This is a genomic window from Streptomyces sp. NPDC006365 (assembly GCF_042870755.1).
Lineage (GTDB): Bacteria > Actinomycetota > Actinomycetes > Streptomycetales > Streptomycetaceae > Streptomyces > Streptomyces xiangluensis.
In genome coordinates, this window is the sequence record NZ_JBIAHS010000001.1 from 473,702 (window position 1) to 489,817 (window position 16,116).

Below are 16,116 nucleotides of genomic sequence, written 5' to 3' on the forward strand. Positions count from 1 at the left end.
TACCGAAGCCGTACGTCGGATCATGAACGGGGAGGGGCACGATGTCGCAGGAGCGGGCCCGGCAAGTGCTTGAGGCGGTCGGGGTGCCGGGGGAACGGCTTGTCCGGTGCCGGTCGTTGGACGGGGGGACGTACAACGCAGTCGAGGAGCTTCTGCTCGACGACGGCAGTCGTTACGTGCTGAAGGTTCCGCCTCCGCCTACCGACCCCGGTATGAGTCATGAGCGTGAACTGCTTGCCTCCGAAGCGGAGTTCTACCGGGCCGCCGCGACAGTCGACGTGACCGCACCGCGTGTGGTGGGCGTCTGTCTCGACGGCGCCGCGTCCACCGGGCGTTATCTGCTGATGACGGCGTGCCCGGGCCAGCCGTGGGATGACTCCGTCACAGACGGCGAACAGACCCTTCTCCGTGAGGAGTTGGGTCGCCAGGTGGCCCGGCTCCACCGGGTGACCGGGCCCGGCTACGGATACCCGTCCGGTGCCCTCGGGCCCTTGGCCGACGACTGGCGTACGGCCTTCACCACGATGTACGACGCCGTCCTGGACGACGCCCGCCGCTATCGTGCGTGGCTGCCGCGACCGGTGGACGAGATCGCCCGGACGGCCAAGGCCGCGTACGACGCGCTCGACGAGGTCTCGGAGCCGCGCCTCGTGCACTTCGACCTGTGGCGGGGGAACATTCTGGTCGAGCGTCCGGAAGGCGGTGCGGCACCCGTGATCGGCGGGCTGATCGACGGCGAGCGCATGTTCTGGGGAGACCCACTGGCGGACTTCGTCTCGCTGGCGCTGCTCGGCGACATCGAGCAGGACGAGGCGTTCCTGACGGGCTATCAAAAGGCGGGCGGCCACGCCGTGTTCGCCTCGACCGCCCGTCGACGCCTCGCCCTCTACCGCAGCTACCTCTACCTGATCATGCTCATCGAGACCGTCCCCCGGGCCTCGGGCAACGAGCGCGGGTCCTGGGTCCGCGAGACCGTCTCTCCAGAACTGACCGCTGCCCTGGACGCGCTCGCCTCCTGAGCCTCCGGCCGGGGCGCGGAACGGAAAGAGACCCCGACCGGACGGGGGAATCACGGTCGGGGCCTCACACCTCATTTAACGGGAAACTACTGACCGAGGTTCCCAGGTACGTGCAGGTCAACCGTGATATGTGTCACGAGCGAGGCGCCGGGCTCGGCCGCTCCGTCTCGGCCCAGATGTTCTCGGCCTGGAGCAGCAGGGTGCCCAGGACGGCGGCGCGGGGCGCGCCCAGACCGGCGTGGTCCCGCAGGCTCGTCTGCAGCGCTTCGTGCAGTTCCCGCATGCTCGCCTGCGCCCGGCGGTCCGTTCCGTACGCATCGGAACCGTCCCGGCGTCCGCCCGGCTCCAGAAACCTCCGGCCCTCGCGGTGGCAGGCCTCCCCGAGCAGGGCGAGCAGCCGGGCGTAACGGTGAAGGGCCGCTCCGTCCGGTGGGCCGGCGGTCCGTCCGCCGTCGACGGAGACCGCCAGGGCCCGGATCAGCGCCGCCACATGCCCGGTGATCCTGCTCCACCGCTCGTCCTCGTCCGCCGCCGGAACATCCAGCGGCGCCCGGTGGAACGCCCTCAGCCAGTCCCTCGTGAGCCGCAGGCTCTCCTGACTCCAGCCCCTGGCCGCCCGCAGACCGTCGAGCCTGCGCGCCAGACGGGCGGAGGCGTGCGACCAGTGCGCGGCGGTCGACGCGTCCCAGTCGCCCTGCCGCAGGTCCTCGGCGATATCGGTCAGTACGTCGCCCGTCTCCTGCGCGAGAGCTGCCAGGTTCTCGCGTACGTCGCGCAGGTGGACCGGCGGCAGGACCAGGGCGTTGACGGCGACCCCGATGACCGCCCCGAGGGCGGCCTGAGCGAGCCGATGGCTGATCGCGGAGGTCGTCACGGTGTCCGAGACGAGGGTGAACAGGGCGGTGGTCGTGGCGTAGATGCCCTGGTCGCCGAAGCGGGGCCAGTTGGCGAGCAGCATCAGCACCGGGACGGACAGCGCGAGCGCGGCCAGGGTGTTGCCCGTGAGGACCTGTGCCGTCGAAGCCAGCAGAGTGCCGACGCAGATGGCCGCGAACTGCTGGGCCGCCTGCCGCAGCGAGCTGTAGACCGTGGCCTGCACCAGGACCACCGCCACCCAGGGCGCCATCAGCGCCATCGGGTCGCCGAGCCATTCGTCCGCCACGGTCCACGAGAGCAGCGCCGCCGCAGCGGCCTTGAGCGACTGCACGACGAGGTCTCGTTCCCTGCCCGGCTCGCGCGCCGCCCGCCGTGCGGCCTCGGCCACGATCCGCATCTCGTTCCGCACCCGGTACTTGGCCTCAGTCACATGGATCATCCGGCCCGAGTAACCGGAGAAGCGGAACGCGCACGCATCCCGGCCCTCGGCTACGAGGTCACGCCACCCGGCACTTCCCGATGCCGCGCCCACGCCAGCAGCTCGTCCGCCGACCAGGTGGTGACCACGCGCTCGGCGGGCACCCCGCACTCCTCGGCCCGCGCGCACCCGTACCCCTGCCAGTCCAGCTGGCCGGGTGCGTGCGCGTCCGTGTCCACGGAGAACAGCACTTCCGCGTCGACCGCCCGGCGCAGCAGCCGACGCGGAGGGTCGAGCCGTTCGGGACGGCAGTTGATCTCGAGAGCCGTCCCCGATTCGGCGCAGGCCGCGAAGACCGCGTCCGCGTCGAACTCCGACTCCGGCCGCCCACGCCCGCTGACGAGCCGGCCGGTGCAGTGCCCGAGCACGTCGGAGTGCGGATCGCGTACGGCGGTGACCATACGGCGGGTCATCGCCGCCGCGTTCATCCGCAGCTTCGAGTGCACCGAGACCACCACGACGTCCAGCCGGTCCAGCAATTCCGGTTCCTGGTCCAGCGAACCGTCCTCGAGGATGTCGCACTCGATGCCGGTCAGCAGCCGGAACGGTGCCCAGCGCGCGTTGACTTCCGCCACCACGCCGAGCTGCTCCCGCAGTCGCTGCGGGGACAGCCCGCGCGCGATCGTGAGGGTGGGCGAGTGGTCGGTGAGCACCGCCCACTCGTGCCCGAGTCCGGCTGCCGCCCGCCCCATCTCCTCGATCGGACTCCCTCCGTCCGACCAGTCCGAATGCATATGGCAGTCACCTCGCAGCAACGCCCGCAACGGCTCACCGCCCTGCGCCCGCGGATCCGGATCCTCCTGCTCCAGCCGTTCCAGATACCCCGGCACCTGACCCGCCAGCGCCTCCCGCACCACCTGCGCGGTCTTCGGCCCGACGCCCTTCAGCGACTCCAGCGATCCGGTGGCCGCCCTCCGGACCACTTCCTCGGCGGGCAGCGCCGCGACCGCGTTCGACGCCGTGCGGAACGCCCGTACGCGATAGGTGGGGGCCTGGGACCGTTCCAGCAGGAACGCGATCCGGTCCAGGGCCTCGGCCGGGTCCATGTCACCAGCGTCGCGCCACTCGCTCGGCTCCGCACAGCGGCCGCCGGAGCTCTGCTGTGCCACCATGAAGTGCGACCCTCGTTCGGCCGCGGGCCCTCTCGGCGCAGCCGAGTGCCACGACTGACATCGCCGCCACGGCAGGCTTACCGGCGGCACGTGTGTGGAACCGGTGGGATCATGACTGAAAGCGCAAGCCCTTACATTTCGCACCCGCGGATCATGGTGCTGGGCGTCCAGCCCGGGGATCCTCCCTTCCGCATCGTGGAAATCGACGGCGCCGTCATCGGCGAGGCCAAGTCCTTCACCGACGTCCTGGTCGCCGCCGCGGCGTACGGCATCCCTGTGCACGACGCCGACGACCCGGAGGTCGTCCGCTGGGTGGGTGGCGACAAACACACGTGGACGCGCCGCTGAGCGCTCCGCTGGAAGGCAGTTCGAAGCCGCGGGTCCGCCGTGGCTGGTCGTGCAGTTCCCCGCGCCCCTAAGAGGCCTGCGGCCTCCCTAGGAGCGCGATACCGGATCGGATTCGGTAGATCCGCCTAGCGTCTGGTGCGGCCCACGACACAGGTCGGGCGAGGGAACCGCGAGGGGCCGGCGGGGAGTCTGTCTCTGCGAACACTGATCATCGGTACGAGGAGACAGTGAACGTGGATTTCTTAGCAGTACGCCCCAGCCGTCGCGCGGTGCTCTCCGTCGGCGCCGGTACGGCCCTCGCCGCCGCCGTGTCCGCGAGCGGGTCGGCTCACGCGGCCTCGTCGGGCGCGGCGGGTGACGACATTACGCAAGCGCTGGACCAGCTCGAGCGGGAGCATTCCGCCCGGCTCGGGGTGTTCGGGTGCAACACCGTGACCGGCCGGAGCGTGCTGTACCGCGCGGACGAATCCTTTCCGATGTGCTCGGTGTTCAAGACGCTCGCTGCCGCCGCCGTCCTCAGGGACCTCGACCGGCACGGCGAGTTCCTCGCCCTGCGCATCAGGTACACCGAGCAGGACGTCGAGGACGCGGGGGGCGCCCCGGTCACCGGTACGGAGGAGAACCTCGCGAACGGCATGACCGTCGCCGAGCTGTGCGAGGCCGCCATCGCCTACAGCGACAACGCCGCCGCGAACCTCCTGCTCCGCGAACTCGGCGGCCCCACGGCCATCACCCGCTTCTGCCGCTCGATCGAGGACAGGACGACCCGGCTCGACCGCTGGGAGCCCGAGCTCAACTCGGCCGAACCCTGGCGCGTGACGGACACCTCGAGCCCGGCCGCCATCGGGCGCACCTACGCGAAGCTCGCCCTCGGCGACGCCCTCACGCCCCGGGACCGGCGGCAGCTGACCGCATGGCTGCTCGCCAACACCACCAGCACCAACCGCTTCCGCGCAGGTCTGCCCCAGGACTGGCCGCTCGGCGACAAGACGGGCACCGGCAAGTACGGCACCACCAACGACGTGGGCATCGCCTGGACACCGGACGGGACCCCGGTTGTGCTCGCCGTCCTGTCCACGAAGCCCGACGCCGACCCCGACACCCCGATGGACGAACCACTCGTCGCCGAGGCCGCCGCCCTCCTCGCGAAGGCGCTGGTCTAGCCGTCGCGAGGCGGGCGAACCAACACGATTCAGGCCGGGTCCTTGGGCTTACGTGGGTGCACGGCCCGGCCCATTCGCCTGCCGAGGAGCAGGTAACCGACCATCGCCCCGGTGATGTTGAGCAGTACGTCGTCGATGTCGAAGGCGCGCCCGGTGACCAGCGCCCCCTGCACCAGCTCGACGAGCAGCATCACCGCCGCGGTCAGCGCGATCACCCGCAGGATTCCCCGCGCCCGGGGGAGTACCACGGGCAGCAGGATCCCGAAGGGTACGCCGAGGACGAGGTTGCCGCCTATCTGCTTGGCCGCGTCGCGGAGTTCGGGCTGGTCCAGGTAGGCCCGCAGGGAGCGGCCCGGGTGCAGATTGCTGTGCGTCAGCGCCTCGGAGGCGGGCGAGGGCTGGAGCGTGATCCGTGCCAGCGCGGCGGCGAACGCCACCATGGCGGCGACGGCGACCACCAGCACCAGCAGGCGTACGGGCAGTGGCAGGGGACGTCGGCCGCTCGGTGCGGGCGTCGGCTTGCGGCCCGACTTCGCCGTACGGGACCGGGACTTCGCGGTGCTCGGGGGAGCTTTTGAGGCGCTTGAGCGGGACTTCGGGGCGCTTGAGCCTGACTTAGGGGTGCTCGAACGTGACTTCGGGGCACTGGCCATGCAACCCTCCAGCGTTCAAGTGACGCTTCAATAAAGACAGTTACCCCCGAATCGGTCGACGATGCCGACCGGACGGTCCGGAGCCGGCCACCGCGGGTCGGCACCGCACTGGGCAAGGCGCTCACCGAGGAGGAGGCCGGGCCCGCGCTGACCCTGCTGTACGTGGCCGTGTCCACGGTGACCGCGGGCGCAGTGCTGCGGGTCGCCGCGCGCGTGTTCCTCGGGCTCGGTCCGAAACCCGAGGAACACGCCTCGTACGAGACGACCGGCGCCGGCGAGCCGCCCGAGACCCGGCGGCGGCTCAGGCGCGTACCGGACACCATGACGACCGTCCCCGCGGTGCTGCTCGCCGCCTCGCTCACTGCCGGCGTGGCGCCGGGCTTCGCCACCGTCGTCGACCACGCCGCAACCGAAGCGGGCGCCGGGGCAGCGTTCGCCTCGCCCCACTGGACCCCGGCCGGAGCGCTTCTGGGCCTGACCTCGACCCTGCTGGCCGTGGGCCTCGCCGGGCTCGCCGTCACCCGGCGGACCTGGCTGCCGGGCGAGGCCTGGGCCGGACCGCTGCGCCGCCTGCAGTCCGGGCACATCGGGGACTACGTGGCCTGGCTGCTCGCGGTTGCGGCGCTGCTGGGCGGCCTGGCCCTGCCCGGCATCCATACCGGTTGAGGACGGCATGGATCACCGTTCGGAGACGGCGGGCTCACGCCCCGTAGGTCACGTTCACCTCCTTGAAGCCCAGGGAGCTCAGCAGTCCCTTGAGCATGCTGGTGGTGTTCTCCTCGGCGCGGGCGGTGAGCCGGCTGTCCTTCGCCGCGTCACCGATGTGCCGGGCGGCGAGCCGCTGGACGGCGCGTTCGTCGTTCGGGTTGTCCGAGAAGATGTCGCCGAGCCGGTCGAGGAGACCGCGCTGCTTGGACACGGCGTACGAATGGTCGGGGTCGAGGGCGGGCTTGCCCAGCGCGGCGTGGGGGAGTTTGAGCGTGGCGGACGTGCGGTCCTCGTTGACCGTCACGTCGTTCTCGCCGACCTTTCCGAGGTCCACATAGGCGTCCACGGTGCCGGCGCCCACGTACAGGGTGCGGGTGCCGCGGAGCGCGTCGGGCAGGAAACGGGCGTCCTTCTCCAGATCCACCACCACCTGGAAGTTGCCGGAGGCGGCGTCGTAACGGCTGATGTCCTGGATCGACTTGAGGAGCGTGGGCCCCGACCGGTCGTGGGTGTCCTCGCGGAACACATCGCCCAGGCCGGGCAGCAGACTCAGCCGCAGTCCGGCGAAGAGCACCACCAGTACCAGGAGTACCGCGCTCAGGAGCTTTGCCCATCCGGGCATGCGCTTCAGGGACGTCGTCATGTCGAACGACCTCCTTCCCGCTTGTTGAATACCCATCAAGTCCGTTGTCGGACCGCTTCCTTGGCCGAATGCGACCGAGACGGGCGCATTGAAGGCTCACTAGCGTTGACAGGTGTCCCACCGGCGCGCCAGGAGACCCGGATGACCTCACACAGCACCTCCCGGCCCCTCGTCCCCATGCATCGCATGCCCCTCCCGGAGGCCGGGCCGCCCCGTCGTGGCACGCTCGCCACCGGCACACCCGTCTGGCTCGTCAGCAGGCATGCCGACGTACGCCAGGTGCTCATGGACCCGCGTTTCAATCGCAGTTCGCTCTACGGCGACGATCCGCCACGTCTGCTCGTCGTGCCGAACCTGCTCGACAGTCCGAACGGGCTGCTCAACCAGGACGGTCCTGGCCATCAGCGGCTGCGCCGGACCGTGCAGCGGGCGTTCACCCCGCGGGCGATCGCGCGCTGGCGGCCCTGGGTGGCCCGTACGGTCACCACGTTGCTCGACCGGTTCGCCGAGCGGCCCCAACCCGCCGACATCATCGAGGGGTTCACCCGGCCGCTGCCGGTGTCGGTGATCTGCCGCCTCATGGGCCTCGAACACCTGGACAGCGAGCGCATACGCCACTGGGCCGACCATGCCCTGTCAGGCGGCGCGCACACCGCGGAGGAAGTCGAGCGCGCGCTGATGGAGTTCGGCGCGTTCTCCGCGCAGCTCGTCGCCGAGCGGCGGGCCGCGCCGGGGGAGGACCTGGTCAGCGAGCTGGTGGCGGCCGGGGATGCGGCCCCCGGTGTCGATGACCTGCAACTGACGTCCCTGGTCTGCGGATTGGTCGTCGCCGGACACGAGACGACCATGACCGCCCTCGGCAACGCGGTCGTCTACCTCCTCACCGACGGCCGCGCCGACTGGCCGGGCCTCGCGAAGGACGAGGAGGCGGCGGCCACCGCGGCCGAACAGCTCCTTCGCACCGTTCCGCTCTCCGAGGGACGCGTTCTGCCCGGACTGATCCGGCGGGCCGTCGAGGACGCGGAGATCGGCGGAGTGACGATCCCGGCCGGCAGCGTGGTCGCCCTCCGGACGAATGTCGCCAACCGCGACCCCCAGGTCTACCCGCCGGGCATGCCGGACCTCTCCGCCCCGCTCCCGGCTCCCAGCGTGGCCTTCGGCGCGGGCCCTCACCACTGCCTCGGCGCATGGCTCGCCCGCCTCGAACTCGAACTCGCCCTGCTCCACCTTGCCACCCGCTTCCCCCGGCTGAGCGCCGCGTTCACCCCGGAAACGATCACCTGGCGAGAGGGCCAGATGACCCGCAGCCCGCTGCGACTGCCGGTGAGCTGGTGACCGGGGGCCTGGTGTGATGCCCGCAGCCGCCGCTCGGTGCGGCTCGCCCTACCCGCGTACTCTGAAAACAGGACCGCACAACACTGAGAGAACACGGCGACAGGACCAAGCCAAGCGCGCTCGGCGTCACCCAGGTGATCAGGAGGGCCTGCAGTGTCCAAGGCGAAGTTCGAGCGGACCAAACCGCATGTGAACATTGGGACCATTGGTCATATCGACCACGGTAAGACGACCCTTACGGCAGCCGTGACGAAGGTGCTGCACGACAGGTTCCCCGACCTGAACCCGTACACGCCGTTCGAGCAGATCGACAAGGCGCCCGAGGAACGTCAGCGCGGCATCACGATCTCGATCGCGCATGTCGAGTACCAGACGGAGAACCGGCACTACGCGCACGTCGACTGCCCCGGTCACGCGGACTACATCAAGAACATGATCACGGGCGCGGCGCAGATGGACGGGGCGATCCTCGTCGTCGCCGCCACGGACGGCCCGATGCCGCAGACCAAGGAGCATGTCCTGCTCGCGCGTCAGGTCGGCGTGCCGTACATCGTCGTCGCCCTGAACAAGGCCGACATGGTGGACGACGAGGAGATCCTCGAACTCGTCGAACTGGAGGTGCGCGAGCTGCTCACCGACTACGAGTTCCCGGGCGACGACGTCCCGGTCGTCCGCGTCTCCGCGCTCAAGGCCCTCGAAGGCGACGAGCGGTGGGGCCAGTCGGTCCTCGAACTCCTCAGGGCCGTCGACGAGTTCGTGCCCGAGCCGGTACGTGATGTCGACCAGCCGTTCCTGATGCCGATCGAGGACGTCTTCACCATCACGGGCCGCGGTACGGTCGTCACCGGCCGTATCGAGCGCGGCGTCCTCAGGGTCAACGAAACCGTCGACATCATCGGCATCAAGCCGGAGAAGACCACCACCACGGTCACGGGCATCGAGATGTTCCGCAAGCTCCTCGACGAGGGACGGGCCGGGGAGAACTGCGGTCTGCTGCTGCGCGGTGTGAAGCGCGAGGACGTGGAGCGCGGCCAGGTCATCATCAAGCCGGGCTCGGTGACTCCGCACACCGAGTTCGAGGCGCGGTCGTACATCCTGTCCAAGGACGAGGGAGGAAGGCACACGCCGTTCTTCAACAACTACCGTCCGCAGTTCTACTTCCGTACGACGGATGTGACCGGTGTGGTGACCCTGCCACAGGGAACCGAGATGGTCATGCCCGGCGACAACACCACCATGAACGTCGAGCTGATCCAGCCTGTCGCCATGGAGGAGGGGCTGAAGTTCGCCATCCGTGAGGGCGGTAGGACCGTCGGCGCCGGTCAGGTGACCAAGATCGTGAAGTAGCCCCGGGGCGACCTCCGGGGCAGGTCAGTGGCAGGTCATACGGAGCCGGAGGTGGCCTCGGGCTGCTCCAGTGCCTCTTCCAGGGTCGACAGCGCGGGCAGGTGCTCCGCGAGCCCGGTCACCTGGAGGATGCGCAGGGTGAGCGGGTGGGTACAGACCAGCCGCAGCCGCCCGCCGCGGTCGAGAACCCGGAGCCGGGCCCGGTGGAGTAAGCGCAGTCCCGAGCAGTCGAAGAACTCGATGTGCCGCAGATCGAGCACGACCTGCGCTCCTGGGCGCCCCGTCGCCGCGTCCAGGAACGGGACGGTCTCCAGCGCCGCGATGATGTCGATCTCGCCGTGGAACTCCAGCACGGTGTACCCGCGGTCCCGGTGGACGTGCAGATGCGGGGTGAGGGTCTCGGTTCCGTTGCGCACGCGGACATCACCTCACCGTTCCCCGCCCTTGAGTACCCGAGCACCCTGAGCACTCTGGAATTCGACCCCGATAGCGTGAATTCCAGCATGTTCGATTGACATATGTCTTGGATTTGCGGGGTTCGATGGCCAACGGTTACGGGCCCACTTCCGTACGACCGTGCCGCTACGACAGCGCGTGCCAGGCCTTCGACAGTGCCAGCCGGAACTGGTCGGTCTGGTGCGCGGTGAGATTGCGGACCATGCGCTCCTCGAGTTCTCTCACGGGTTCGGCGTGCCGTGCGAGCAGATCGCGGCCAGACTCGGTGAGAAGGATGAGGAGTTCCCGGCGGTTGCGGGGGTTGCGCTCGCGGCGCACCAGGCCGCGGTTCTCCAGGGCCCGGACCACATCGGCCACGGACTGCGCGGTGACGAACGAGTCGCGCGCGAGCTGGGCCGCGGAGAGACCGTCGTGCCGCTCCAGGACGGTGAGCGAGGTGTACTGCAACGCCGTGATCCCCGCAGGTCGCAGCAGCTCGTCCAGATGGGAGCGCACCACGAGTTCCACCTGCTTGATCATGTACAGGAGTGACGGAGGTGCCTTGGTGGATGCCTTGGTGCCGACCATGGGGTCAGCGTAAGGCATTGACAGGAAACCTGTCTGTAATGAGACTGCGGACCAACAGGAATCCTGTTGATTGAAATCTTGGCGAACAAGGCTGGGGAGTGGCCATGACCACCTTCGAGAGTGAGCCCGGGCAGCTGTTCATCGGCGGACAGTGGCGGGAGGCGTCCGGCGGGGCGCGTACGGATGTGATCGACCCGTCGACGGGCCAGGTGGTCACGACGGTCGCGGAGGCCGATGCCTCCGACGTCGACGCGGCCGTACGGGCCGCACGCGACGCCTTCGAGAACAGCGGCTGGGCCACGCTGAGCGGCCGTGAGCGAGGTCGTGTGCTGCACCGGGTCGCCGAGCTGATCCGGGAGAACGCGGACGAGATCGCGAACCTGGAGAGCCTCGACGTCGGCAAGCCGATCTCGCTGTGCCACGCCGTCGATGTGACGAACGCGGCCAACGACTACGAGTACTACGCCTCCCTCGCCTGGACCCTGGACGGCGCGACCCGGGACACCCCGCTCAACGCCCACGCCTACACCCGGCGCGGACCGCTCGGGGTGGTCGCCGCGATCACACCCTTCAACTTCCCGCTGATCCTTGCCGGTTCGAAGATCGCCCCGGCGCTCGCGGCCGGCAACACGGTGGTGCACAAGCCCGCCGACGAGACCCCGCTCAGCGCCCTCTACATGGCCGGCCTGCTGAAGAAGGCCGGCGTCCCGGACGGCGTCTACAACGTCGTCACCGGCAGCGGCCCGGTCGCCGGTGAGGCGCTGCTGCGCAACCCCGGCATCGACAAGGTGGCCTTCACCGGTTCCACCGCCGTCGGCCGGCACGCGGCGAGCGTCGCCGGTGAGGCCCTCAAGCCGGTCACGATGGAGCTCGGCGGCAACGCGGCCCACATCGTCTTCGAGGACGCCGACATCGAGAAGGCCATCGGCGCCGTCATCAAGGGCTTCGTCTTCAACACGGGTCAGTTCTGCATGGGCGGTCCGCGCCTGCTGGTCGCCCGCCCGCTGTACGACACCGTGGTCGGCATCCTCGCCGACGCCGTGCCCGGCGTCCCGGTCGGCGACCCCCGCCAGCCCGAGACCGTCGTCGGACCGATGGCGGGGGAGAAGCACCTGAAGAAGGTGGAGGAGTACGTCGAACTGGCCCGCAAGGAGGGCGCCCGCATCGTCTGCGGCGGTGAGCGCCTCGACCTGAACGGTGGCTTCTACTACAAGCCCACGGTCATCGCCGACCTCGCAAACGACTCCCGTGTCGTCCAGGAGGAGATCTTCGGCCCGGTCCTCACCGTGCAGCCCTTCGACTCCGAGGACGAGGCCGTCGCGATGGCCAACTCCACGCCGTACGGGCTGGCTTCGGGCCTCCAGACCAGCAACCTCGCTCGCGCGCACCGGGTCGCCGACCGCCTCGAGGCCGGCATCGTCTGGGTCAACGAGTGGGCGATGCTCGACCCCAACGTCCCCTTCGGCGGGGTCAAGGCCTCCGGCTTCGGCCGGGAGTACGGGCCCGAGGCGCTTGCCGCGTACACCAAGGTCAAGTCCGTCGTCATCTCGCTCGACTGAGCGCTCCCGCATCTCGTCACCATTGTTAAGGAGTTGAGTATGTCCACCACTCGTGCAGCCGTGGTCGAGTCCGGGGGAGCGCCGTTCACGCTGTCCACCATCGAACTGGACGAACCGCGCCCGAACGAGGCGCTCGTCCGGATGGTCGCCGCCGGTCTGTGCCACACCGACCTCGGTGTGGCCGGTGGCGGTCTGCCCTTCCCGCTGCCCGGAGTTCTCGGGCACGAGGGCGCGGGTGTCGTCGAGGCCGTCGGCTCGGACGTCACCGGCATCGAGCCCGGCGACCACGTACTGATGTCCTTCACGTCCTGCGGCGGCTGCAAGAACTGCCGTGACGGACACCCGGCCTACTGCGCCACCTGGCTTCCGCTGAACCTGCTCGGCGGGCGCCGGCCCGACGGCACCAGCACCATCAGCCGCGACGGCGAGCCCCTCGGCGGCCACTTCTTCGGCCAGTCCTCGTTCGCCGAGCGGGCGTTGGTGGACCAGCGCAGCCTCGTCAAGGTCGACCGGGACGTACCGCTGGAGACCATCGCACCGCTGGGCTGCGGCGTGCAGACCGGCGTCGGCGCCGTATGGAACGTCCTGGCGCCCCGGACCGGTGACACGCTGGTGATCCTCGGGGCCGGCGCGGTCGGTCTGTCCGCGGTGATGGCCGCCGCCATGACACCCGCGACCACGGTGATCGCCGTCGACCTGGTGGCCGAACGGCTGGAGCTGGCCCGCGAGTTGGGCGCCACGCACACTGTGAACGCCGGTGACGGGGACATCCTGGAGGCGATTCAGGTGATCACGGACGGCGCCGGGGCGGACGGTGTGGTGGAGACCACCGGCAGCGTCGCCGTCCTGCGCAAGGGCGTGGACGCGCTCGCCGCGCGTGGCACGGCGGTCATCGTCGGCGCCCCGCCGTTCGGTTCGGAGGTCGCCCTGGACGTCAACGGAATGCTCGGCGGCAAGCGCGTGGTGGGCCTCACGCTCGGCGACCACGAGACCCAGACCGCGATACCCGCGCTGGTCAAGCTGGTCCGCGAGGGCCGCCTGCCGTTGGAGCGGCTGATCAGCAAGTACGCCTTCGAGGACATCGGGCAGGCCGTACAGGACATGGGCGCCGGCAAGGCGATCAAGCCGGTGGTGACCTTCGCCTGACGTCGGCATCCGGCTTCGCAAGGGGGCGCCCCAAGCACTGGCGCGATGGGGTGCCCCTTCCGCCGTGCCGGCGCCGGCGGTGAACGGCGCGGACCCTACTGGCTGAGGTTCAGGGTGACGAGCAGGCGCCATACCCGGTGTGCGATCTCCTCCGGGGTGGCCTCGATGAGTCCATGCAGCCAGTCGGCGAGGACTCCGGCGAACGTCGCGGCCACGGCGGAGGCGATGAGCGGTGCCTCCGGCGCACCCACGAGTTCGCGCTCGGCCTGACTGCGGGCACGCAGATCCTGATGCAGTACGCGGCCCAGCGGGCCCCCGCCGCCCGGGCTCAACAGGGCGCGGTAGAGGGGAGCATGCGGGGGCAGGCCCTCGAAGAACGCCAGCAACGCGGGCGGCGCGGTCCTCGGGTCGGGCCGGCCGCGCCAGGCGTGCAGGGCCTCCACAGCATCGCGTACGACATCGGCGCAGGCGTCGACCGCGAGTGCCTCCAGGTCGGCGTAGTGCAGATAGAACGTGGCCCGCCCGACTCCGGCCCCACGCACCAGCGCCGCGACGCTGACCTCCGACAGCGGGCGCCGCGCGCACTCGTCGAGGAGCGTGCGGCGCAGCTTGGCCCGGGTGCGTTCGGCCCGGGGGTCGGAGGCGGGGGTCACCGGGCGACGAGGACGGCGATCAGGGCGAGGGTGCCGGGCAGCGCCTGGGCGAACAGGATGCGGCGGTTCGCGGTCACGGCTCCATAGACACCCGCGACGATCACGCACACCAGGAAGAACACCTGCGCGCGGAACCCCGTCGGATCCCCGGCGACCAGTCCCCACACGAGGCCCGCGGCCAGAAACCCGTTGTAGAGCCCCTGGTTGGCGGCCATCGCCGCGGTGGCCCGCGCCATCTCCGGCTCAAACCCGTGCAGTCCCCGCCCCGGCTTCCGCTCCCACAGGAACATCTCCAGAACCAGGATGTAGGCGTGCAGGGCAGCCACGAGCCCGACCAACACGTTTGCGAGCGCTTGCATGACGGGGGCTCCTCTGAGGGGTGGGTGCTGCCCTGGATTTTCTGGACAGGTGTCCATCATACATGGACAGTTGCCCAGGAAACCCCGCCCGGTCGGTTCCTCGCGATGTGGTCACCTTGGGGGTGTCCCTGTGAGCGTCCCGGCGACCGGGAGAGTTCCGCTGCGCACCGGCTCCCGGCGTGGACGTACCCACCGTTGCCGTGCCCGCCGATGCCGCCCCCGGCGCCGCAGCGTCGTCAGCGTGACGAACGCGCCCGCCAGCACACAGCACGCCGCGAGCCGCAGCCCGAGGTCGTAGCCCTCCAGGAACGCGTTGCGCGGATCCGTGCCCGACCGCAGTTCGGAGCGCTCGCGTCGGGTGAGGACGACGCCGACCAGTACCACCCCGAACACCCCGGAGACTTCGCGCGCCGCGCTCACCAGACCGGTCGCCATCCCCGTCCGTGCGTCCGGGACCTGGGCGAGACAGCGGACCGTCAGCGGAGTGGTGAGCGCCGATCCGGCGCCGATCATCAGCAGGCCCGGCTGGAGATCCCAGTAGTCGGTGTGTGCGCCTGTCCCCGAGACGTACAGCAGACCGGCCGCCACCACGCCGAGCCCCGTCGCGATCGACACATGGGCGCCCAGTACGCGAGCCGCCCGCTCGGCCAGCGGAGTGCAGAGCAGCAGCGCACCGGCCAGCGGCAGGAAGGCCAGCCCTGCCCTGGTCGGGGAGAAGCCGAGCACCTGCTGGAGGTAGAGGGCCGTGAAGAAGAAGACGCCGTTCACGCCGATGCCCCACAGCACCTGCGCGATCACCCCGCCCGTGAGGAACCGGTCGCGTAGCAGCCCGAGTTCGAGGAGCGGCCGGCCGGTCCGGGTCTCCGCGAGGAGGAACGCACAGGCGGCGACGGCTGAAACACCCAGGCACAGCGGTACGGGCGCGGTGCCGAACCCGTGCTCTGTGCCCCGCACCAGCCCGTACGTCAGCAGATAGAGCGCGAGGACGGAGAACAGCACACCCGGCAGATCGAGCCCGCCGCGCCGGGACTCGGCCCCTGGCGGCCCTTTCGCCTTGGCGGGCACGGCGGGCATCAGCAGCAGAGCGATGATCCCGAAAGGTATGTTCAGCGCGAACACCCAGCCCCAGCTCCACTGTTGGGTGACGAAGCCGCCGACCACGGGCCCCAGCGCCAGCGCCACGGCAAGCGCCGCCGTCCACAGGCCGACAGCCATCGACTGCCGCCGCGCGGGCAGATCGGCGGCGACCACGGCCAGCGACGCCGGGATCACCAGCGCGGCCCCGACCCCCTGCACCGTACGGGCCGCGATCAGCGTGCCACCGCTGTCCGCGACGGCCGCAGCCGCTGACGCCGCCGTGAAGACCACGACCCCCACCGCCAGCACGGACCGGCGCCCGAACAGATCGGTCAGCCGCCCACCGGGCAGCAACAGCGCGCCGAAACTGAGTACGTAACTGCTGGCCACCCACTCCAAGTCCGTGACGGTCAGACCGAGTTCGCGCTGCACGGTCGGCAGGGCCACGTTGATGACCGTGTTGTCGAGCGTCGTGATGAACCCGGTCAGCGTGAGAAGGGCAAACAACGCGAACAGCCGTGTACGTCCCAAGAGTCGCTCCTTCCGCCGGCCGGCGCAGCCGTCGCCCGGATTGTCGGCGGCGCGGCCTCGCACTGGCTCTGGCCCACGGCATGGAA

General features: G+C 70.2%; 16 protein-coding genes and 1 pseudogene. 8 read left to right on the forward strand and 9 right to left on the reverse strand.

Annotated features, from left to right (window positions below; translation table 11 throughout):
* The first annotated feature begins 41 nt into the window (after positions 1-41).
* Positions 42-1,019 (forward strand): phosphotransferase family protein, encoded by a 978-nt coding sequence (locus ACFYO0_RS02190; RefSeq protein WP_388669195.1) that lies wholly within the window; start codon positions 42-44, stop codon positions 1,017-1,019.
* 133 nt (positions 1,020-1,152) lie between these two features.
* Here the strand turns inward: ACFYO0_RS02190 and ACFYO0_RS02195 are convergent, their stop codons facing one another.
* Positions 1,153-2,334, reverse strand: a complete 1,182-nt coding sequence (locus tag ACFYO0_RS02195; protein WP_388669198.1) for an aromatic acid exporter family protein — start codon at positions 2,332-2,334, stop codon at positions 1,153-1,155.
* A gap of 50 nt (positions 2,335-2,384) precedes the next feature.
* The gene (locus tag ACFYO0_RS02200; protein WP_388670811.1) at positions 2,385-3,419 is read right to left on the reverse strand and encodes a PHP domain-containing protein; all 1,035 of its coding nucleotides are present in this window, start codon (positions 3,417-3,419) and stop codon (positions 2,385-2,387) included.
* Positions 3,420-3,596: 177 nt separating this feature from the next.
* Between ACFYO0_RS02200 and ACFYO0_RS02205 the strand changes: the two genes are divergently transcribed.
* Together ACFYO0_RS02205 and bla are read left to right on the forward strand one after the other, a co-directional pair.
* Positions 3,597-3,833: a hypothetical protein gene (locus ACFYO0_RS02205; protein ID WP_388669201.1), complete on the forward strand. Its 237-nt coding sequence runs from the start codon at positions 3,597-3,599 to the stop codon at positions 3,831-3,833.
* A gap of 233 nt (positions 3,834-4,066) precedes the next feature.
* A complete protein-coding gene (bla, locus tag ACFYO0_RS02210; RefSeq protein WP_388669204.1) occupies positions 4,067-4,996 on the forward strand; it encodes a class A beta-lactamase in 930 nt (309 codons plus the stop codon).
* Positions 4,997-5,025: 29 nt separating this feature from the next.
* Here bla and ACFYO0_RS02215 read toward each other — a convergent pair whose 3' ends face one another.
* Positions 5,026-5,649: a VanZ family protein gene (locus tag ACFYO0_RS02215; RefSeq protein WP_388669207.1), complete on the reverse strand. Its 624-nt coding sequence runs from the start codon at positions 5,647-5,649 to the stop codon at positions 5,026-5,028.
* 90 nt (positions 5,650-5,739) lie between these two features.
* Between ACFYO0_RS02215 and ACFYO0_RS02220 the strand changes: the two are divergent.
* Positions 5,740-6,315, forward strand: a pseudogene (locus ACFYO0_RS02220) (NADH-quinone oxidoreductase subunit D); the annotation flags it as partial.
* Between the two features lie 34 nt (positions 6,316-6,349).
* Here the strand turns inward: ACFYO0_RS02220 and ACFYO0_RS02225 are convergent.
* Positions 6,350-7,000 carry a DUF4230 domain-containing protein gene (locus tag ACFYO0_RS02225; RefSeq protein WP_388669210.1) on the reverse strand — a complete coding sequence of 217 codons (651 nt, stop codon included), beginning with the start codon at positions 6,998-7,000 and terminating at the stop codon, positions 6,350-6,352.
* A 141-nt stretch (positions 7,001-7,141) separates the two neighbouring features.
* Here ACFYO0_RS02225 and ACFYO0_RS02230 point away from each other — a divergent pair, with 141 nt between their 5' ends.
* Both ACFYO0_RS02230 and tuf read left to right on the forward strand, forming a co-directional pair.
* Entirely contained in the window at positions 7,142-8,335 is a 1,194-nt protein-coding gene (locus tag ACFYO0_RS02230) for a cytochrome P450 (RefSeq protein ID WP_388669213.1), read from the forward strand.
* Positions 8,336-8,488: 153 nt separating this feature from the next.
* A complete protein-coding gene (gene tuf, locus ACFYO0_RS02235) occupies positions 8,489-9,682 on the forward strand; it encodes an elongation factor Tu (protein WP_388669216.1) in 1,194 nt (397 codons plus the stop codon).
* Between the two features lie 35 nt (positions 9,683-9,717).
* Here tuf and ACFYO0_RS02240 read toward each other — a convergent pair whose 3' ends face one another.
* Both ACFYO0_RS02240 and ACFYO0_RS02245 read right to left on the reverse strand, forming a co-directional pair.
* Positions 9,718-10,098 (reverse strand): anti-sigma factor antagonist, encoded by a 381-nt coding sequence (locus tag ACFYO0_RS02240; protein ID WP_388669219.1) that lies wholly within the window; start codon positions 10,096-10,098, stop codon positions 9,718-9,720.
* 166 nt (positions 10,099-10,264) lie between these two features.
* The gene (locus ACFYO0_RS02245; protein ID WP_388669222.1) at positions 10,265-10,705 is read right to left on the reverse strand and encodes a MarR family winged helix-turn-helix transcriptional regulator; all 441 of its coding nucleotides are present in this window, start codon (positions 10,703-10,705) and stop codon (positions 10,265-10,267) included.
* Between the two features lie 104 nt (positions 10,706-10,809).
* On the opposite strand from ACFYO0_RS02245, the gene ACFYO0_RS02250 reads away from it, so the two are divergent.
* Positions 10,810-12,264: an aldehyde dehydrogenase family protein gene (locus ACFYO0_RS02250; RefSeq protein ID WP_388669225.1), complete on the forward strand. Its 1,455-nt coding sequence runs from the start codon at positions 10,810-10,812 to the stop codon at positions 12,262-12,264.
* Positions 12,265-12,303: 39 nt separating this feature from the next.
* A complete protein-coding gene (locus ACFYO0_RS02255) occupies positions 12,304-13,410 on the forward strand; it encodes an NAD(P)-dependent alcohol dehydrogenase (RefSeq protein WP_388669228.1) in 1,107 nt (368 codons plus the stop codon).
* A 95-nt stretch (positions 13,411-13,505) separates the two neighbouring features.
* Here the strand turns inward: ACFYO0_RS02255 and ACFYO0_RS02260 are convergent, their stop codons facing one another.
* The 3 genes from ACFYO0_RS02260 to ACFYO0_RS02270 all read right to left on the reverse strand — a co-directional run bounded on the left by ACFYO0_RS02260 (position 13,506) and on the right by ACFYO0_RS02270 (position 16,030).
* Positions 13,506-14,063, reverse strand: a complete 558-nt coding sequence (locus ACFYO0_RS02260; protein WP_388669231.1) for a TetR/AcrR family transcriptional regulator — start codon at positions 14,061-14,063, stop codon at positions 13,506-13,508.
* Positions 14,060-14,422: a DUF1304 domain-containing protein gene (locus ACFYO0_RS02265; protein ID WP_344397333.1), complete on the reverse strand. Its 363-nt coding sequence runs from the start codon at positions 14,420-14,422 to the stop codon at positions 14,060-14,062. The genes ACFYO0_RS02260 and ACFYO0_RS02265 overlap by 4 nt, the downstream gene beginning before the upstream one ends.
* 111 nt (positions 14,423-14,533) lie before the next feature.
* A complete protein-coding gene (locus ACFYO0_RS02270) occupies positions 14,534-16,030 on the reverse strand; it encodes an MFS transporter (protein WP_388669234.1) in 1,497 nt (498 codons plus the stop codon).
* Positions 16,031-16,116 lie beyond the last annotated feature (86 nt).